This window comes from Methylobacterium sp. AC433, from assembly GCF_979253015.1.
Genome location: NZ_CEEDBN010000001.1, coordinates 138,919 through 157,592, shown reverse-complemented (window position 1 = coordinate 157,592; position 18,674 = coordinate 138,919). Strand labels below are relative to the sequence as shown.

At 66.8% G+C, this 18,674-nt stretch carries 18 protein-coding genes and 1 pseudogene; 10 read left to right on the top strand and 9 right to left on the bottom strand.

Annotated features, from left to right (window positions below; genetic code table 11):
- Nucleotides 1-6: 6 nt before the first annotated feature.
- The gene (locus AC0IWM_RS00740; RefSeq protein WP_471752618.1) at nt 7-621 is read right to left on the bottom strand and encodes a tetratricopeptide repeat protein; all 615 of its coding nucleotides are present in this window, start codon (nt 619-621) and stop codon (nt 7-9) included.
- A gap of 898 nt (nt 622-1,519) precedes the next feature.
- Here AC0IWM_RS00740 and AC0IWM_RS00735 point away from each other — a divergent pair.
- From AC0IWM_RS00735 to AC0IWM_RS00725, 3 genes and pseudogenes are all read left to right on the top strand, one after another.
- Nucleotides 1,520-1,795: pseudogene (locus tag AC0IWM_RS00735) on the top strand (SH3 domain-containing protein); the annotation flags it as partial.
- Nucleotides 1,796-1,831: 36 nt separating this feature from the next.
- Complete coding sequence (locus AC0IWM_RS00730; protein WP_471753081.1) at nt 1,832-2,068, top strand: YARHG domain-containing protein; 237 nt, start codon at nt 1,832-1,834, stop codon at nt 2,066-2,068.
- A 134-nt stretch (nt 2,069-2,202) separates the two neighbouring features.
- Entirely contained in the window at nt 2,203-2,640 is a 438-nt protein-coding gene (locus tag AC0IWM_RS00725; RefSeq protein ID WP_471752617.1) for a hypothetical protein, read from the top strand.
- 85 nt (nt 2,641-2,725) lie between these two features.
- Here AC0IWM_RS00725 and AC0IWM_RS00720 read toward each other — a convergent pair whose 3' ends face one another.
- Nucleotides 2,726-4,042 (bottom strand): Tle-like phospholipase domain-containing protein, encoded by a 1,317-nt coding sequence (locus AC0IWM_RS00720; RefSeq protein ID WP_471752616.1) that lies wholly within the window; start codon nt 4,040-4,042, stop codon nt 2,726-2,728.
- Between the two features lie 298 nt (nt 4,043-4,340).
- Between AC0IWM_RS00720 and AC0IWM_RS00715 the strand changes: the two genes are divergently transcribed.
- The gene (locus tag AC0IWM_RS00715; protein ID WP_471752615.1) at nt 4,341-5,399 is read left to right on the top strand and encodes an acyltransferase family protein; all 1,059 of its coding nucleotides are present in this window, start codon (nt 4,341-4,343) and stop codon (nt 5,397-5,399) included.
- Between the two features lie 229 nt (nt 5,400-5,628).
- Here AC0IWM_RS00715 and AC0IWM_RS00710 read toward each other — a convergent pair whose 3' ends face one another.
- The gene (locus tag AC0IWM_RS00710; protein ID WP_471752614.1) at nt 5,629-5,847 is read right to left on the bottom strand and encodes a DUF6894 family protein; all 219 of its coding nucleotides are present in this window, start codon (nt 5,845-5,847) and stop codon (nt 5,629-5,631) included.
- A 1,039-nt stretch (nt 5,848-6,886) separates the two neighbouring features.
- On the opposite strand from AC0IWM_RS00710, the gene AC0IWM_RS00705 reads away from it, so the two are divergent.
- Both AC0IWM_RS00705 and AC0IWM_RS00700 read left to right on the top strand, forming a co-directional pair.
- Nucleotides 6,887-8,977, top strand: a complete 2,091-nt coding sequence (locus AC0IWM_RS00705; protein WP_471752613.1) for an ATP-binding protein — start codon at nt 6,887-6,889, stop codon at nt 8,975-8,977.
- Nucleotides 8,978-9,406: 429 nt separating this feature from the next.
- Nucleotides 9,407-10,156 carry a methyltransferase domain-containing protein gene (locus AC0IWM_RS00700; RefSeq protein WP_471752612.1) on the top strand — a complete coding sequence of 250 codons (750 nt, stop codon included), beginning with the start codon at nt 9,407-9,409 and terminating at the stop codon, nt 10,154-10,156.
- Nucleotides 10,157-10,366: 210 nt separating this feature from the next.
- Here AC0IWM_RS00700 and AC0IWM_RS00695 read toward each other — a convergent pair whose 3' ends face one another.
- Nucleotides 10,367-10,843, bottom strand: a complete 477-nt coding sequence (locus AC0IWM_RS00695; protein ID WP_471752611.1) for a hypothetical protein — start codon at nt 10,841-10,843, stop codon at nt 10,367-10,369.
- 296 nt (nt 10,844-11,139) lie between these two features.
- Nucleotides 11,140-12,042: a LysR family transcriptional regulator gene (locus AC0IWM_RS00690; RefSeq protein WP_471752610.1), complete on the bottom strand. Its 903-nt coding sequence runs from the start codon at nt 12,040-12,042 to the stop codon at nt 11,140-11,142.
- 96 nt (nt 12,043-12,138) lie between these two features.
- Between AC0IWM_RS00690 and AC0IWM_RS00685 the strand changes: the two genes are divergently transcribed.
- Nucleotides 12,139-13,287: an aldo/keto reductase gene (locus tag AC0IWM_RS00685; protein ID WP_471752609.1), complete on the top strand. Its 1,149-nt coding sequence runs from the start codon at nt 12,139-12,141 to the stop codon at nt 13,285-13,287.
- A gap of 14 nt (nt 13,288-13,301) precedes the next feature.
- Here AC0IWM_RS00685 and AC0IWM_RS00680 read toward each other — a convergent pair whose 3' ends face one another.
- Nucleotides 13,302-13,508 (bottom strand): hypothetical protein, encoded by a 207-nt coding sequence (locus AC0IWM_RS00680; RefSeq protein WP_471752608.1) that lies wholly within the window; start codon nt 13,506-13,508, stop codon nt 13,302-13,304.
- 273 nt (nt 13,509-13,781) lie between these two features.
- Between AC0IWM_RS00680 and AC0IWM_RS00675 the strand changes: the two genes are divergently transcribed.
- Entirely contained in the window at nt 13,782-13,961 is a 180-nt protein-coding gene (locus tag AC0IWM_RS00675) for a hypothetical protein (protein WP_056471896.1), read from the top strand.
- Nucleotides 13,962-13,985: 24 nt separating this feature from the next.
- Here the strand turns inward: AC0IWM_RS00675 and AC0IWM_RS00670 are convergent, their stop codons facing one another.
- Complete coding sequence (locus AC0IWM_RS00670; protein ID WP_471752607.1) at nt 13,986-14,168, bottom strand: hypothetical protein; 183 nt, start codon at nt 14,166-14,168, stop codon at nt 13,986-13,988.
- Between the two features lie 262 nt (nt 14,169-14,430).
- Nucleotides 14,431-15,339, bottom strand: coding sequence for a LysR family transcriptional regulator (locus AC0IWM_RS00665; protein ID WP_471752606.1), 909 nt, complete (start codon nt 15,337-15,339; stop codon nt 14,431-14,433).
- Nucleotides 15,340-15,443: 104 nt separating this feature from the next.
- Here AC0IWM_RS00665 and AC0IWM_RS00660 point away from each other — a divergent pair, with 104 nt between their 5' ends.
- The gene (locus tag AC0IWM_RS00660; RefSeq protein WP_471752605.1) at nt 15,444-15,887 is read left to right on the top strand and encodes a PACE efflux transporter; all 444 of its coding nucleotides are present in this window, start codon (nt 15,444-15,446) and stop codon (nt 15,885-15,887) included.
- A 131-nt stretch (nt 15,888-16,018) separates the two neighbouring features.
- Here AC0IWM_RS00660 and AC0IWM_RS00655 read toward each other — a convergent pair whose 3' ends face one another.
- A complete protein-coding gene (locus AC0IWM_RS00655) occupies nt 16,019-16,927 on the bottom strand; it encodes a LysR family transcriptional regulator (protein ID WP_471752604.1) in 909 nt (302 codons plus the stop codon).
- Nucleotides 16,928-17,081: 154 nt separating this feature from the next.
- Here AC0IWM_RS00655 and AC0IWM_RS00650 point away from each other — a divergent pair, with 154 nt between their 5' ends.
- On the top strand, nt 17,082-18,608 hold the full coding sequence (locus AC0IWM_RS00650; protein ID WP_471752603.1) for an ABC transporter substrate-binding protein: 1,527 nt from the start codon (nt 17,082-17,084) through the stop codon (nt 18,606-18,608).
- Nucleotides 18,609-18,674: the final 66 nt, after the last annotated feature.

The window sequence follows — 18,674 nt, the reverse complement described above, 5'->3', positions numbered from 1 at the left end:
CCGGGGTTAATCACAGCGGGCACCCGTGCCAGGCCCGTCGATATCCAGGCGTACGAGAACATCGCGTGCCTTCGCCGTCCCACGTTGCGCCGCTCGCTCGTACCAGGATCGTGCGGCAGGTCCGTCAACGGGACCGCCAAGGCCGTTGTCGAGGGCCGTCGCGTAGCAATACATGCCCTCCGCGAGCCCCATTTCCGCCGCCTCGCGAAACCACGCGCGGGCCTTGGTATCGTTCTTTTCGAAGCGGCGTCCCTGCCGGTAGAGAATACCGATGTTCACCTTGGCGGCGGCGCTGCCGAGGTCGGCAGCGACTTTGTAGGCGCGATACGCATCCTGGTTTGCGCCCTGACGATCATAGGCGCGGCCAAGTTGAAAGCTCAGGCGACGAAGGTCAGAATTCTGCGCGAAGGCTCGCTGGCAAAATGGGATGGCACGTTCGGGTTGCAACTGGCGGAATTCAAGGCGTGTGCGCCGATGCGCCGAATCCGAGTCCCAAGGTGCAGCGGCTGCCTGATCGCACAATTCGACAAAGTTCTCTTGTTGTGCAAATGTCTGCTCCATCCCCAAACACAGCGTGATTTGGAGATTAGTGAAAAGACAGATTTGAACTAAGCGCAGCATTGCAAATGTCTTCGCATTGCTCAATGTTAATGGCATTGGATTAATAGAGGGATGGGCCGCTCCGGTCGCGGAAGTACCAGCGACAACCTATGCGGTGTACGATGGGTGGCCTTTCGAAAATACCAAAGACTCTGACGGTTTTGAGGATTTTGGAAAACAACGGCTGCGTGTCCCACTTCCGCAACACGTTGGCATTCTCAACCTTTCACGTGGGCGTCAGGGGGGCACTTGGCTACGCATCCTCGTAGTGATGCGAACACCTTGACGACCAGGCCCACGACGTCGGCAATGCCAAATACCAGGAGTGCCGCTCACACTTACCGGCGCTTGGAAGGGCGAAGCCAGCTTTGTGATGGCGTCTGCGATGGTATATCCGTCCAACGTGCCTAAATTCTCCCCTACTTCGGATCCGACGCCGCAAACTACCTTAAGATTTCAATCACATAGGTGTTCGCAGTTTTATTCTGATTGGCGCGCCAATTTTCCTAATCACGCAGCTGATTTTCCACCGCGGCCGGCGAGGGCCTGCGGAAGCGCGCGGCAAGAAGTCGGCGTGTGGCCATGCGCTCGATCTCATCCCGTTGGAAGGCGCAACCGATTCGGCGCGGCCTCCCTGCCAGGGTCCGGCAGGAGCTGCGATCACTGCGGCGTGGCAGACCCGGACCCGCGGAGCGCGCCCTGTCCGAGCCTCCGAGCGAGGAGCGGAAGTCAGCCGAGGTAGCCGTTGCGAAGGTGCAGCGCCAGCCCATCCGGATGCCCGACGCCGAGGTGCCCGTCAGCGGCGCGGACGCGTGGTCAAGCCGAGCGGGGCGGTGTGGCGCACGGCCGGGCTTTCGGTGCAGAATGGCGCCGATCCCAATCGGCTTGCCATGCATGCAAAGGCAAAAGGTTACCTGGAATGAAGCCTTCTGTTCTCGCGCGGACGAGCGTTGCCTATGTGGCGGCGGCACTTGCTCTTTGCGCACCGACCGCCGCTCAGGTTCAGCCTGAGCCCCTCAGCTACCCTGTCGGTCTCGATCCTTACGGCGACAACTTTCTGGCCTTGCGCAGCCTCCCGAGCGGTACCGAAGGCGTGCGCATCGCCAGACTCGGACCCGACACGCTGTTCACCGAGGTTGGCCGCCGAGACGGATGGGTCAACATCCGGCTTCCGTCCGGGCAGACAGGATGGGTCAGCGCCCGCCACGTCGGCTGCTGCCGTACCGTCGCGATGAGCCCGAGCGCGCCAAGCGGAGCGGCCGCCCCGTCGTGCGAGGCGCTATGGACCGAGCGGAACGCGATCTTCAAAGCGGGCGGCTACTGCTTTCGCACCCCGCAGGCCATTCGAGCGTTCGGCAATGCCGGTTGCCAGTACGACGATGAGGCCGAGGTGCCTCTCTCGGCGCGCCAGCGTGAGCAGGTCGCTCGGATCCGCACCTCGGAGCGGAGCCTGGGCTGCGCCCCATAGGCGCCGGCGTTCCGTTCGTCGAACCAAGGACGCGGTCGCCTCGCCGTCGCCCCTCGATCGGATCGGCGACGTCGCGGATGACGAGGCCGGCCGGCTGGCCTGGCCGTTCCGGGAAACGAAGAGGTGAGATCGCCATGGGGCAGCACCCGGTCGTCGCGATGTTCGCGCTCTGCGCTTCGGTGGCACTCGCCGCGCCGTCCCGTGCCCAGTCGCCGCAGCCCGCGACCGGTGTCAACGACTGGGCCGCGTTCCGGGCGGCACTGGCATCCTGCTGGATCGTACCGACGGAGACGAAGGGCTCCTCGATCGCCCTTCGTTTCGGCCTGGACAAGACGGGTCGCCTGCGTGGCCGCCCGCTCGTCACGGCCCGACAGTTGACGGGCGATCGGGAGACCCGGAAGCGCTTCGAGGCCGCCGCCTTCGACGCGCTCTCTCGATGTCTGCCGATGGCGGTGACACCCGCCTTCGGCGCCATCCTCGGCGAGAGCCCGGTGAGGCTGCGCCTGGCCAACACGCCCCCCGAGCCCGCCTACCAGATCAACAGCAACATCACGCTCTTCGCCCCCCAATAGGGCCGGGCGCGACCTCGGACACACGCGGCGCGTTCCGTGGGCTCGCGACGCAGGCCTCGCCGCAAGCCACGGATCGGGCCGCCGGTCAGGCGGTCAGCAGGCCGTCGGCCGGGATGTGCACGGTGAAGGCCTTGCCCTCGTCGATCCAGCCGGGCCCTTGCTGACCCTGATGTATGCTCGCGGCTTCCTCGGCATTTCCGGCGAAGTGATGCAAGCCCGTCTGCGTGTTGTAGAAGCGCTCCAGCGTGATGTGTCCGGCGCCGTTCGCATCGTTGTAGGCCTCGAACGCCACCCCTTCGTAGCTGTAGTTCGGCAGGCTCGCCCGGATGACGTCGCGCTCGTTCACGCTGTCGGTGAAGAAATGGGTGCCCGTCTTCGTGTCGAGGAACCGGAAGACGTCGTGGGTAGCGGCGCTCTCGTCCGGCGTCGACCAGGGCGAACCTTCGTAGGCGAAGTTCGGGATCGTGGCCTGGATCTGCGCTTTCTCCGCCGCGCTGGTCGTATAGAAGTGATCGCCGGTCTTGGTGTCGAAGAAGCGAAACACGGGGTCCGGCTGGTTCGCCCCGGCGCCGGAACTCCGGATCACCGGATCGGTCACCGCGGAACCGGCGCTGCGCGCGGCATAGACGGACACGTCGTGCTCGGCGCCGTAGCGCACGAAGGTGTCGATGAACCGGCCGCCGTCGAGGAATTGCGACGGCGTGAGGGTCGTTTCCGTGCCATCGATCCCGGGAAGGTAGTCGAGGGCACCGCGGTTGACGTAGTTGGCCGTCAGGCTCGGGATGGAGGCGGCGACATCCTGGGGCGTGACGCCGTCTCCGATGGCCGTGGACAGCCCCACCGACACCGTACCGGCATAGATCGGATCGGAGCTGGCGGTCTGCCCGATCTGCGCCCTGTAGAGCCCGAGGTAAGGCACCGGATCATCGGCGATCTCGTAGTTGACGATCCGGTCGTCGGGCACTGCGGAGATCAGGGCTCCCGGCGAGCCGAAGGTGGCGCCCTGATAGAGGACGTCTCCGGTGTCCGGATGGTTCGCCATGAAGACCTGCGTGAGCGCGCCGCCTAGGCTGTGCCCGGTGACGATCACCGTCGCGTCGTGCTGTGCGGCGTAGCCGTCGACGGCCGAGATCAGGGGGGCGAACTTCTCGTAGTCGGCATTGATGTTGCGCAGGTCATTGAGCCAATCCTGGCGATCGTCACTGCCGCGAAAGCTCAGGACGACGACGGACTGATTGCCGAAGGTTCCCGTCACGGCGGCGCCGTAGGCGTTCTGGTTGGCGTAGGTGCCGTTGGTGAGCCCGGTGGCCGAGAGCGGCACAAACCCGGCGGGCAGGCCGGCGAGCGTGTCGGAATAGGTGGATGCGGCGATCGTCGCCAGCGTTGCCGCTACCGTTCCCATCTTCGGACTCTCCTCGCAGGTGCTGGCATCGGCGGCGCTGCGTGGGCGCGGCCTCGGCCCTCTCGACCAACGGTAACGCAAGCTCGGCCGAAAGCGATCCGGAGGCTCGGTCCGGGCAGCCCCGATCGATCGTGCGGGCGGCGGGCGGTCGCGGGCGCGCGCGGAGTGCCACGGCGATCCCGGTCATCCGCCGGATCGGGTCCGCTTCGGACCGCAGCCTCGGACGAGACCCGCGGCAAGCCGACAATCGGTTGGTCATCATTGCGCGGCTAGGCTTGCCGACCTGAGCGAGACCACGATGCCTCAAACGGCGGCCCGAGCGCAGCTCCAACGGTTCGACACGCTCGATGCATTGCGCGGGGTCGCCGCCCTGTGCGTCCTGATCCTGCATTGCAGCAGCTGGACCGGAAAGCAGAGCCAATTCGGCTATCTCGCAGTGGATTTTTTCTTCTGCTTGTCCGGTTTCATCCTCGCCCACACCTACGAGAGCCGCCTCGGACAAGGAATGACGCCGGCCACGTTCCTGCGCGGCAGGATACGGCGCCTGTACCCCCTGTACCTGGTGGGCGCCTTCCTGGGTCTTCTCGTGCGCTTCGGAGAATCCGGGGCAGGCCTCCTCCACAGTCCCGCCGCGCTCCTCGGGCTCACCATCCTCGTGACCCTGGCTTGCCTCATGATGCCGTTCCCGTTCGGCGATCCGGAGCGCGCAGCCTGGCCGTTGAACAGCCCCTCTTGGTCCTTGTCGTTCGAATGGCTCGTCAACGTCGTGTACAGCCTCTGGCTCTGGCGCCTGAACCGGACATCCCTCCTCGCGGCGATCGTCGCCGGCTGGATCTGTCTCGTTTGGACGACCGTCGCGCTCGGCAGCATGGAAGGGGGCGACACCACCGCAACGCTGCCGATGGGATTCGCGCGCGTCGCCTTCTCCTTCCCGCTCGGGGTACTCATCGCGCGCCTCTACGGCGCCGGGCGACTCGCCGCCATCCCTGCGATGCATCCCTCCATACCGACCATGGGTCTCCTGCTGATCCTGTTCTGCCCACCTTTTTGCGATCGCAGGATCATCGAGATCGGCTCGGTGACGTTCGCTCTGCCCTTGATCCTGGCGCTCGGAATACGCTCGCGTGGCAGGATCTCATGGCAGGCGGGCAGCCGTTTACTGGGGCGCCTCTCCTATCCACTCTACATTTTACACTATCCGATCTTTCTCGCCGTCAAGGCCTTCGGCCCCATGCCGGTCGACGGTCAAATCGAATCCTTCGCCGTCGCGGGCGCGGCATCCGTCCTCGCCGTGCTCGTCGCCATCCTGGCCACACGGCCGGGAATGGAGATGCCTTCCCCCAGATCCCGTCTCTAGCCGAGGTCATTCGCCGAGGTCATTCGGGGCCGGCGGCGCGGCTTCGCTCCGGGCATTCGGACGTTGTCCGAGTGCGCAGCGACCGGATCACCCGTGCAGGGCCAGGGCGCTGCCCGCACCACCTTGGGACCGCCTCCGAGCACGCTCGGGATTCCGCGCGCCGCCCCGGAAGACCTGTCGATACAAGGAGACGTCTCGACGCTCGGGATAGGGAACGCTTGAATTCCAATTACGTAATCTTGATCTTCTTGAGAATGATGCCGCTTTGATTTCTGATATTCAGATCCCAAGCAGCCCCCGCCTCCGTCAAGCTGCCATCCGCATGCATTTCGTCGATCACGATGAGGGCCTGTTCTACGGCTGTATCCACGTCTTCGACCTCGATTCCCAAGTCGTCACGCAACAACGACTGCCCGTCTGTGAGATCGAAGAAGAAGTGCGGTAACAACGTAAGCCTCCCAGGATGGTTCATGTGCGACGGTCAAACTCTGGGACTTAAGTAATTTCAAGTCTGCAGGGATTAAAAAATCACTTGATCGCCCAGCTTGGGCGCATCAAATAAGGAAATCGGCAGCGGGTGATATCGTTGAATATTGTCCCATTGACTGATAATTGATGCAACTGTGTTGGCCGACCAGGGACGAGGGCATAATCGTGCACGCCGTGACAGATCCCGAAAAACCCTCACCACCTCAGAACGAAGATCAGCACGCGGAGGTGATCCGCGCGCACATTCGAAACATTGTTAAAAAGATTATTGCGCACAATCCGAGCCGGATAGATTAAAAATCAGGCAAATGGTTGCAAAATAGTGGTATGCTTCGCCAACGCCTAGCCTACAGGACATAGAGCGAAGCGATCCTGCATACTTCCTTGCTCTGCCTGTTCCAGAACTTGGTCCATCGGGACCATGGAGAGCGCGAGACGTTGCAGGTGTCGGATCGGAACCTTGCCGCAGCGCCACGGGCTCGCCGGGAGAGACCGTTGCCGCGCCCGGCAGGCGCTAGGCCCGGACGAGGTCGAATGCCGTCCGGTGATCGGCAGGCGTCCACGATCACGGACGGTGCCGCATCACGCAGCTTTCCGAACGTGCCACCGTTCCGCTTGAGTTCGTCTTCTTCCGCACGACCGTCTTCGGCCGTGGTCGCCGCAACGATCCGTGGCGATGCCGTGGACGAGCTTGCCGTCCGCGAAGTCTCGGCCACCTTGCGCCCTTCGATGTTCTCCCCTCAGGTACCCGAGCGGTCATCGGAACGTGAACCGAATGACCAGCACCCACGACGTTGCGGAACGTCGGCATCCGAGCTCGTTGCTGCCCCATGCCTGAGAACGCCTCCGACGGGTTCCCACTTTTCCTCGCAGGCGGCGGTCGGATGGGCGCGCTCATGCGCATTCACGACTGGTCCGGCTCGCCGCTCGGATCCCCCGATACCTGGCCGCCCTGCCTCCGGTCGACCGTGAGCCTTCTGCTGGGATCACGATTTCCGATGTTCGTGGCCTTCGGGCCCGAACTCGGCTTTCTCTACAACGATGCCTACGTGGAGATCCTCGGCGACAAGCATCCGGCCGCGCTCGGAGGGCACTTCCAGGACATCTGGTCGGAGATCTGGCCCGACATCATCCCCCTGGTCGAGCGGGCGATGTCGGGCGAGGCGACGTGGTCCGAGAACATGCCGCTCACCATGAATCGACACGGCTACGACGAGCCGACCTGGTTCACCTTCTCCTATTCCCCGGTGCGCGACGAGCAGGACAGGGTCGCAGGCATGTTTTGCGCCTGCACCGAGACGACCGGGCGCGTCCTGGCCGAGGCGGCCCTCCGGGAGAACGAGGCGCGCCTGAGGTTCCTCGACCGTCTCGGACGAGAAGCGGCCAACAGCACCGATGCCGACGACATTCTCGCGACGACCACCCGCATGGTGGCCGAGCATCTCGGATTGTCCAATTGCGCCTACGCGGACATGGACCCCGACGAGGACGGCTTCACCATCCGCGGGGATTGGGCGGCCGAAGGATCCCCGAGCATCGTGGGGCATTACAGCCTCGCGGATTTCGGCCGGCGGGCCGTCGAGGATCTCGGCGCCGGCAGGCCGCTCGTCATCAACGACAACCTGGCGGAGCTGGCGCCCGAGGAGGCAGCCACGTTCCAGGCCATCGGCATCGCGGCCACGATCTGCATGCCCCTCGTCAAGGACGGCCGGCTGACCGCGCTGATGGCCATCCATGATCGCGTGCCCCGCACGTGGACGGATCACGAGCTGGCCCTCATCGGCGAGGTGACGGAGCGCTCCTGGGCGCATATCGAGCGCGTCCGGGCGGTGACGGCCCTTCGCGAGGCGGTCGGCGACCTCGAAGCCTTGAATGCGACGCTCGAGCAGCGGGTGGAGGAACGGACCTCGCAGCTCCTCGAGACGGAGGAGGTGCTGAGGCAGTCGCAGAAGCTCGAAGCCGTCGGACAGCTCACCGGAGGCGTGGCGCATGACTTCAACAATCTGCTGACCATCATCCGCTCGTCCGTGGATTTCCTGCTGCGCCCCGACCTGCCCGAGGCGCGTCGAAGCCGCTACCTGAACGCGGTCTCCGACACCGTCGAGCGCGCCTCCCGGCTGACCGGCCAGCTTCTCGCGTTCGCCCGTCGCCAGACCCTTCAACCCGTGACCATCGACGTCGGCGCGCGGCTGCAGGCCCTGGCCGATCTGCTGGATACGATCACGGGCGCCCGCATCAAGGTCGTGGCCGAGCTGCCGGAGCGGCCCTGTTTCATCGAGGTGGATGTCAGCCAGTTCGAGACCGCCCTGGTGAACATGGCCGTGAACGCGCGGGACGCGATGGACGGCGAGGGAACCCTGACGCTCCGGCTCGCGTGCGGCGCGTCCCTGCCCCCCATACGGGGCCATGCGGGCTCCCCCGGTCCGTTCGCGGCGATCTCGCTGCGGGATACCGGCTGCGGCATTGCTCCGGACGTGCAGGCGCGGGTGTTCGAGCCGTTCTTCACGACCAAGGACGTCGGCAAGGGGACGGGCCTCGGCCTGTCCCAGGTCTTCGGCTTCGCCAAGCAGTCCGGCGGGGACGTCACCTTCGAGAGCAAACCGTCCCGCGGGACGACCTTCACCCTCTATCTGCCGCAGGTCGCCGAGATGGGATCGTCCGAGGCGCAGGACGTCGAACCCGCCCTCGTCGAGCCGGGTGGCGCCGGCCACCGGGTCCTGGTGGTCGAGGACAACATCGAGGTCGGACGCTTCGCGACTCAGATCCTGCATGACCTCGGCTACGAGACGACCTGGGCGACCAGTGCCGAGGAGGCCCTGGACAAGCTCGGACCCCACGGCGGCGACTTCGATGTCGTCTTCTCGGACGTCGTGATGCCGGGGATGGGCGGCATCAAGCTGGCCACGCTTCTGCGGAGCACCCTGCCCGACCTGCCCGTGGTCCTGGCCTCGGGCTATAGCCACGTCCTGGCCCGCGATGGGACCCACGGCTTCGAGGTCCTGAGTAAGCCCTATTCCGCGGATCAGGTCTCACGCGTCCTGCGCCGTGCCGTTCACGGCAGGCGGCGGAGTCCGAGCGAGCGAACCTGAGCGGCGGCGACGTCCCGGGATCGGGGCACAGCGGCGTCACCGTCCGTGGTGGCTGCCGCACCGGCCTCGCGGGACGATTTTTGTGCGGTCGTACCGATGAGCCACCGCGTTCCAGGTCGGCTCGAACACCGGCGGGCAGGTCGCGCTCCGCATCGCCGCTCGGCGCCGGGCCGGACGGCACCGACGTATCCACACGCGATCGACGCGTCCCCTCGCGCGGCGGCGTCCACGGATCACGGCCCGCTTGCGCCAGGCCCGGGGCGTTTCGCGGCCGTCTCCGGCGCTCCGGGAGCCAGATCCACAGTGAAGTGCCACGCCAAGACCTGATCGGATGAAGCAGAAACCGGATGAGCGACAGTTGATCTGCCCCGGAACGACATTACCATGCGGTCTCGGGCGCTGGGCAGCCTCCGCAGGAGCATGCAATCAATGTACGATTTTGATTGGCATCGAATGCACCGTGAGAAGACAGAACGATCCGCGAAACTCACGCTATCGATCATTCGAGACATCTTCGACGTCGACAGCATTCTGGACATCGGGTGTGGTGACGGCCTCTGGCTGAAGACGAGCAGAAACCTGGGCTTCAGTGTCTGCAAGGGTATCGACGGCCCTTGGACGAAGATGGAAGATCTACAGATTCCGAAAGACGATATAAAGATCGGCAACCTGGAAAACAGATTTGAAATGGGCCGACGGTTCGATCTCGCGATCAGCCTCGAAGTTGCGGAGCATATCAAGAACGAATCGTCGAACATCATGGTCGACAATCTTACGCAGCACAGCGATTTATTGCTGTTTGGCGCGGCCATCCCCTATCAAGGCGGTTTCCGTCATATCAACGAGATGTGGCAATCCTGGTGGGCCGACAAGTTCGCGGAGCGCGGGTATCGGCATTTCGACGTCGTCAGACCTCAGATCTGGCACAGAGACGACGTCCATTACTGGTACAAGCAAAATACACTGCTCTACGTCAACACAAAGAGAACAGATCACATAGAAACGGTCGAGAACTATATCAGGGAAAACTCCTTGAGCACCTACCCCCTGAATCTGGTGCATCCCGAAAAATACGAAGACATCGCGTCCTACAGCCAGATCGCTTTCAAGCCTCTCCTGCGCAAGCTGCCGTCCCGTCTCACGACGAAGATGAAGGACGTTCTCCTGAGACGAATATAGGTCCTGTCCCCGAGGACGGAGGCCGGAAGGCCCGGTCCGAGCGCGGCTCCGACCCGTCACCGGTCGGGCAGGTCGAAGGCTGCGGCAGGCTCGGACGGGGCATCGAACGGAGGCCTGTCGCGGATCGCACGGGGCGGACGACGTACGATGCCGCCCCACATGCCCGTCCCACATGGCCGTCCCACTTGGCCACTCCACCGGGCCGGAGTGTCACCGACCCGGCATGCGCCGGATCTGGCTGATGTTTTCCGTCGAGAGATCGGCGTAGAGGCTGCGCCCCGGCGCCTGAGCGGTTGGCGGCTCGGGAGCCTGCCGCGCGCTCTTTGCCGGCGCAGTCTTGGACGGCGCAGTCTTGGACTTGAGATCCGCGAGCCTCTTCCGATTGGCGAAGTCGTCGTCGATCGTCTTCCTGTAGGATGGCGTGGCTCCGCATCCCTCGCAGATCGACACGGTCCAGGACTGCCACAGGCCGTTCGTCTTCTCCTCGATCGAGGCGGCTCGCTCGCGCTGGGCCGCTGCCAGCTGCAAGGGATCCAGGTCTTTCGCCTGGCTCGGCACGGGCGCAGCGCGAAGCTCGCCCAGTTCGGCGTCGATCTTGCCCCCGCCGCCCGGCGCGGGCGCTGAGGATTGCGCAAATGCAGGTGCACCAAAACCGATGACGGCCAGAAGAGCGATCCGGAAGCGCATGAGCAACTCCTTTTCGCGATCCAACTCGGCAGGAAGACATCGGTTCGGGCCGATCGGCTCAGAAATCGATGGAGATTGGTTCAGATCTCCGAATCCGGACGATCTCTTGAGTAGAGAAAGGATCGGCGAACAACTCGCCCGTCCACGATCGCCCGCTGGACTTGAGCGAACGGAACGGTGTCTTCTCCGTCGCGGATCTGATGGCTTCCTCGTCCTGCGAGATCCGCGATGCATGGCCCGAACGACGGTCCAACGGTCCCGATAGGCTGAGCCTCCGCCGGTCCGCGACCCCGATGCTAGGTCGAGCGGCCTTCCGTCCAACGAAGGGCGTCGATCAGCGCGCGCAGGGCCGGCGTCACCTGTCGACCGGGGTAGTAGAGGTGGCAACCCGGGAAGGGCGGGCACCAATCCTCCAGCACCTGCACCAGCCGACCGGCGGCGAGGTCGGCCGCGACCTCGCTCTCCAGCATGTAGCCGAGCCCCACCCCGGCCCTCACCGCGGCGGCGATGAGGCCGCCATCGGTCACCACCAGTTGCCCGGCGGCACGCAGCCGAACCTCGCGCCCCTCGCGGGCGAACTCCCAGGGGAGGAGGCCGCCCCCGCCGACCAGGCGGTAGTTGACGCAATTGTGGCTCTCCAGGTCGCCCGGCGCCTTCGGCTCGGGATGTCGCGTGAAGTACGCCGGCGTTCCCACCACGACGGTGCGCAGGTCGGGGCCGACGCGCACCGCCACCATGTCACGCTCCACCGTCTCGCCGAAGCGGATCCCGGCGTCGAAGCCCGCCGTGACGATGTCGGTCAGGCGGTCGTCGACGACGACCTCGACCGAGACCGCAGGATGGTCGAGGAGAAACCGGGGTAGGGACGGCTCGAGGATGGCGCGGGCCGCGTAGGAGAACGTCGTCAAGCGGAGGGTCCCCGAGGGTGCGCCCCGCCACTCCGCGAGGGAGGCGAGCCCGCGCGCGACCTCCGCGAGCGCGGGGTCGAGGGAGCGCAGCAGGCGCTCACCGGCCGGCGTCGGGGCGACGCTGCGCGTCGTGCGTGCGAGGAGGCGCACGCCGAGGCGCGTCTCCAGCCCGCGCATCGCGTGGCTGAGGGCGGAGGGCGACAGGCCGAGATCGGCCGCCGCCCGCGTGAAGCTGCGGGTGCGTGCCACCGCCGCGAAGGCGGAGAGATCGTCGAGGTCGCCGCGCCGCATTGCTGCATCCCGCTCACAGGCCCTTGCAGTTCGGCCCGGCTATTCGTTCCGGCGACAGCGCCCCATCCTTGGTCCAGTCATCGATGGGGCGCAACAATGGATCTGACGCAGTACCGCACGCTGGGCCGCTCGGGGCTCGCGGTGAGCCCGCTCGCACTGGGCACCATGACCTTCGGCACGGCGCGCTGGGGGCTCGACGAGGCCGGCAGCCGGGCCGTGTTCGACGCCTATGTCGAGCGCGGCGGCAACTTCGTCGACACGGCCGACGTCTATGCCAACGGAGCCAGCGAGACCATAATTGGCCGCTTCCTCGCCGAGCGCGGCCTGCGGGACCGGATCGTCCTCGCCACCAAGGCGGGCTTCGCCACGGGCAACGGTCCGCATGCGGGCGGGTGCGGGGCCAAGCACGTCCACGCGGCGATCGCGGGCTCGCTGCGCCGCCTCGGGACGGATTGCATCGACCTGTACTGGCTGCACGTCTGGGACGGGGTGACGCCGGCGGAGGAACTGCTCGACACGATGGCGGGCCTCGTCCGGGCCGGGAAGACCCGCTACTGGGGCCTGTCGAACATGCCGGCCTGGTACGCGGCCAAGCTCGCGACGCTGGCTTGCGTGCGCGGGCTGCCCGGCCCGATCGGGTTGCAGTACTTCTACTCCCTCGTGAATCGGGAGGTGGAGGACGAGCACGTCCCGCTCGCGGCCGAGTTCGGCCTCGGCCTGGTGCCCTGGTCGCCGCTCGCCTCCGGGCTGCTCACCGGGAAGTACGCGCGCGCGGCCGTGGAGGCGTCTCCTGCGCGCGGGGCCGGCCTGCCGCGGGAGACCGCGGAGCCGGGCGCCGAGCGGCCGGCCGCGGACCGACGCCTCGACGGCGCCAATCCGTTCGGTGACAGCCTGTTCACGCCGCGCAACTGGGACATCGTGGAGGCGGTGCGGCGGGTGGCGGATGCGGTCGGGGAGCCGGCGGCGCGCATCGCCCTGGCATGGGTCGTGGGCCGCCCCGGTGTGGCCTCGACCCTGATGGGTGTCAGCCGGCCCGCACAGGTTGACGACAACCTGGCCGCCCTCGGGCTCGCGCTGTCGCCCGAGCACCGCGCGGCCCTGGACGCGGCGAGTGCGCATGCCGAGCCGCGGCTGATCTACGGCCTCTCGCGACCGCCGCTGCGCCGGCAGGTGGTCTTCGGCGGCAGCGAGGTGCGGGGTTCGATGGACGCCTTGCCTCACGACGGCCTCCGCGAGGATCGCTAGCCCGCCGGCCGCGATCAGGCGAACGAGCCGAAGCCTTCGAAGTCGGACGCCGGGGAAATGCCCTGGATAGGCAGCCCGGACCGATCTTCGGCGACCGCGAAGCGGCGCTCGTCCTGGCCCCGGTCCGGGCATCCGTTGCGGTCGGCGGCGCCGGATACATGGCGCGCCGCCGCGGATGCGGTCACCGGGGGACGAGGGGCGGGCGTGATGGCGTTGCGCATGCGGGAAACCCTACTGGTATGCCACGGCTGTCGGGATGCGAGCAGGCAATGCCCCGCGGCGATCGACGTTCCTCCCGGGTGCGAAGCAAGGAGTCGCAGGGCGATCCCGAGGCGCGGACCTCGAACCTGGCATCCCGAGGGCACCGAGGCGGATCCTCGGGGACGCAGGCCGGGGCCGCCTCGCGACGCGCAGGCGCGGCCCATCCCGTCATCGGCCATCAAGGCGCCACGAACTTGGCCGATGAACCCGGACCGCCGTCTCAAGGATGAACCATGCAATCCGCCCTCGGCCGACTCGCGACGGTTCTGAAAGCCACGCTGGCGATCGGTCTTCTGGCTGCGCTGTCCCTGTACTCGGCCGATATCGCCGACCGGAAGGGCCTGAACCCCTTCGCCGCGGCCCTGGCGGAACCGGTCTCGACCGGATCGGTGCGGGCGATCCCGAACCGGTGAGGCGCCGGCTCCTCGGCCGCTGATCTACAGGGTCTCGCCGGCATCCGGACTGGCGACGAGCTGCTCGGCCTCCAGGGTCGTGTAACCCTCCAGCCAATCCGCACTCTCCTGCGATCCTGCAGGATAGGGATTGGCGGAGACGGGCTGCCCCTCCGTCCGCGCGGTACTGCCCTCGAGCCAGATCTTGTTCGAAGCGACGACGGTCATGGACATACCTCCTGTCCTTGGAAAATCGTCCATGGGGCGGATGGTTCGCCGGCCCCGCCCGGTCGTCGCAGGGCGCCCGTGACGCGAGATTCGGGGCCACGGGCCGCATCGACGACCCGGACCGGACCGCTGCCCCCGACCACGTCCGTCCCAGACCGTTGGACCGGTGGTTTGCCCGGGCGCCGGGAGGGTGAAGTCGGACCCATCCGCTTCGGGACGGGCGATCGCGGGAGGCGCGCCGCCGGCTCGCGGCGCCGGCCTCTCAGACCGCCGGACCACTCCCCGCCAGGGTTCCGATCCGCTCGGCCGCGAAGCGCTCGCGCAGCCAGGCCGAGGCGGGGCCGCAGGGCCGCTGCTTGTGCCAGACCAGCTCCAGGGCGATGGGCCAGTCGCCCTGGTCGAACTGGAGGTCCGGCGTCACGAGGTGCGGCGCGGTCTGGGACGCGGCGATGACGTGGTCGGTGACGAAGGCCCAGCCGATCCCGTGCTTCACCATCTCGAGGATCACCCAGTGGCTCTCCACCCACCACACCTCGGCGGCCACCCGCAGGCGGCTCTTCTCCGGCCCGTCGCTGCGCGCGGCGACCAGGATCTGGCGGTGGCGCTTCAGCTCCTCCCATTCCACCCGCGCCTTGGCCAGCGGATGGTCACGCCCGCACACGAGCTTGAGGGGCACCCAGCCGATGGTCTGGAAGCCGAGTTCCGTGGGCAGCACCTCCTGGCGCCACATCACGCCGAGGTCGGCCGCTCCGGACTGCACCATGCGGCTCACATCCTCCATCAGCGGGAACAGCAATTCCAGCTCGACGAAGGGGAAGCGCCGGGCGAAGTCGGCGAACAGGGCGCCGAGGGCGTGCTCGGGATAGAGTTCGTCGATGGCGACCACCAGCCGGTTCTCCACCCGCTGCTCCAGGCTGCGCGCCACGCCGACGAGGTGCTCCCGCCGATCGAGCACCACCCGCGCCTCCAGCAGCAGCCGGGCCCCCGCCGGGGTGAGCACGGGGTTCCGGCCCGCCCGGCTGAACAGGGCCACCCCGAGATCCGCCTCGAGGTTCGACACCTGCGTGCTGACCGCCGACTGCGCCTTGCGCAGCAGGCGGGCGGCGCCGGAGAAGGACCCGGCCTCGGCGGCTGCGACGAAGGCCTCGAGTTGATCGAGCGAGACGGCCATCTATCTGTTTTCGAGATACGTTCCAACTTGCTGGTCCTGGTATCGCAGATAGAAGGCGGCGGACCAACGCGATTTTCCGCGATCCGATCACACCGAGACCGACCATGAGAAGCACGCGCGACCGTATCCGCCACGCCATCCTGTTCGAGATGTTCGGGCTCGCGCTCATCATTCCGCTCGGGACGGTGCTGTTCGGCCTGCACGCCAGCGCCATGGGCGTCATCGGCGTCGGCAGCGCCCTGATCGCGATGGCGTGGAACTACGTCTACAATCTCGGTTTCGACCGTGCGATGCAGCGGCTGACCGGGCATACGCGCAAGAGCCTCCTGCTGCGGGCGGCGCATGCGGTGCTGTTCGAGGCCGGCCTGCTCGTGATCCTGCTGCCGCCGATCGCCTGGTACCTCGGCATCGGCCTCGTCGAGGCCTTCTTCATGGATCTTGCGATCGCGGCCTTCTACGTGGCCTACGCCTTCGTCTTCAACCTGGCCTACGACCGGGCCTTCCCGCTGCCGGGCTGGGGCACGGTCGCGGCGGAGCCGTGCCGCTGAGCGGGGGATGGCCGAGGCTGCCGCTTGGTTGAAGTGAAGAGAGAGCCCGCAAGCCTCCGCCAGAACCGTCGGCGCCCGGCGACACGCCTCAGGTGCCGCGCTCCGGGTCGAGTCCGCCGGCGCCGGACGTCTCACGCGCCGCCGGGCTCCGTGGCCGGCAGCGCCGCGATGAGTTGGCGCAGGAACGCCTGCACGGCGTGCGGCAGCTTGCGGTCGCGCATGACCTGGACCTGGATGCCCCGCATCAGGCTGGCCCGGGAGCGCACCGGGATGCACACGAGTTCGCCCAGGCGCACCGGCGTCTGCACGGACAGGGCGGACATCAGCGCCAATCCCCGGGTGCGGCGGACGAAGGGCAGCAGGGCCGAGAGGATGTTGGCCGTGAGCGTCGGCTCGATGATGATCCCCTCCGCCAGGCAGGCCGCGTCGAAGACCCTGCGGGCCGTGGTGTCGCGGGTCGGCACCGCGATCGGATAGGCCGTCAGGTCCGCCAGTTGGATCGAGGCCTGGCGCGCCAGGGGATGGTCGGGAGCGCTGAGCGCGACCATCTCCACCAGGTTGTCGTAGGCCACCGCCACGAGGCTCGACGGCGCCATGGCGAAGGTGATGCCGATATCGGCATCGCCCGCCGCCACCACGTGCGTGACCTGGGCCGGCGGCAGCATCTGCACCTCGAAACGGATGCCGGGATGCGCCGCGTGAAACTCCGCAATGGCGTTCGGCAGCAGGTCGAGGGCGAAGCCCTCCGAGGTGGCGACGCGGATGAACCCCCGGGCGAGGCCCTGCAACTCCTGAATCTCGGCCGCCACCTGCTCGGCCCGCATCAGCGTCTGGTGTGCGTGTGCGGCCAGCAGCTCGCCCGCCGGGCTCGGCACCATCCCGCGCGGGCGCCGCTCGAACAGGACGCAGTCGAGCTCGGCCTCGAGATTGGCGATCTGCCGGCTGATCGCCGAGGCGGCGACGTTCAACTGCGTGGAGGCCGCCGCGATCGAGCCGGTACGGGCGACCGCCAGGAAGTAACGCAGGCTCGCGATCTGCACATCCATTCTCCGTTGCCGGATCGGCACGGCAGCAATCGCGAAATTCTACTTGTTGCGATGTGAAATGCACAACACCATGGCAGGGTGAAAAAAGCGGCACAGCGAGGCGTGGGACGCTTTGCCGGCTGGCCCAGCGGCGAGAGGATCCGGGATCATGGCGAGACACAGCTCCGCGGCACGCGCCGCGCTCACCCTGCTGATGCTGGCGACCAGCGTCCCGGCGCTGGCCGGAAAGGCCAACGACACCCTGGTCTACGCCTCCGACACCGAGCCGGAGAACGTCAGCCCGTATCACAACAGCGCCCGCGAGGGCGTCATCCTGGCCCGCAACGTCTGGGACACCCTCATCTACCGCGACCCGAAGACCGGCACCTACCAGCCGATGCTGGCCACCGCCTGGAAATGGGTCGACCCCGTCACCCTCGAACTGACCCTGCGCGAGGGCGTGAGCTTCCACAACGGCGACGCGTTCGGGCCCGAGGACGTGGCCTTCACCTTCAACTACGTGCTGACGCCGGAGGCCCGCACGGTGACGAAGCAGAACGTCGACTGGATGAAGTCGACCGAGGTCGTCGATGCCCGCACGGTTCGCATCCACCTTAAGACCGCCTTCCCGGCGGCACTCGAATACCTTGCCGGCCCGACCCCGATCTTCCCGGCCGCCTATTTCAAAAAGGTGGGCCTCGACGGCTTCGCCAAGGCGCCCGTCGGCACCGGACCCTACCGCATCACCGCGGTGGAGAACGGACGCGGCGTGAAGATGGAGCGCTTCGCCAAGTACTGGCCCGGCAGCCCGATCGGTTCCCCGAAGATCGGCAAGCTCGAGTTCCGCGTCATTCCCGACGCCGACAGCCGCATGGCCGAACTCGTCACCGGTGGCATCGACTGGATCTGGCGCGTGCCGAGCGACCAGGCCGACCAGTTGAAGGCCGCCCCGAACGTCACCGTGCTCAGCGCCGAGACCATGCGGGTCGGCTTCCTGCAATTCGACACCCTGGGACGCGCCACCGCCAATTCGCCGCTCAAGGACGTGCGCGTCCGCCAGGCGATCTCCTACGCCATCGACCGCAAGGCCATGGTCGACAACCTCGTGCGCGGCGGCAGCCGGGTGATGAACGCGACCTGCTTCATCGACCAGTTCGGCTGCACCGACGAGGGTGTGCCACGCTATGCCTACGACCCGGCCAAGGCCAAGGCGCTCCTGAAGGAGGCGGGTTATCCGGACGGCTTCGAGATCGATCTGGGCGCCTACCGTGAGCGCGACTACGCGGAGGCGGTGATCGGCTACCTGCGCGCGGTCGGCATCAAGGTGCGCCTGAACTACCTGCGCTACGCGGCCCTGCGCGACCTGATCCGCGGCGGCAAGGTCTCGATCGCCTTCCAGACCTGGGGCTCGTTCTCGGTGCTCGACGTCTCGGCCTTCACGGGCGTCTACTTCCGCGGTGGCGACGAGGACCTGACCAAGGACCCGGAGACCATCGCGGCGCTGCAGGCCGGGGACGGCGCCACCGACCCGGCCGTGCGCAAGGTCAAGTACGCCGAAGCCCTCAAGCGCATCGCCGGCCAGGCCTATGCCCTGCCGATGTTCTCCTACTCCACGAACTACGCCTTCACCTCGGACCTCGCCTTCACGGCGCAGCCCGACGAGCTGCCGCGCTTCTACGCGGCGTCTTGGAAGTAAGGGGTCGAGGTTCGGATATACAAATCCAACCGAGCAAGCAGAACGGGTCCCTCTCTCCCTTGCGGA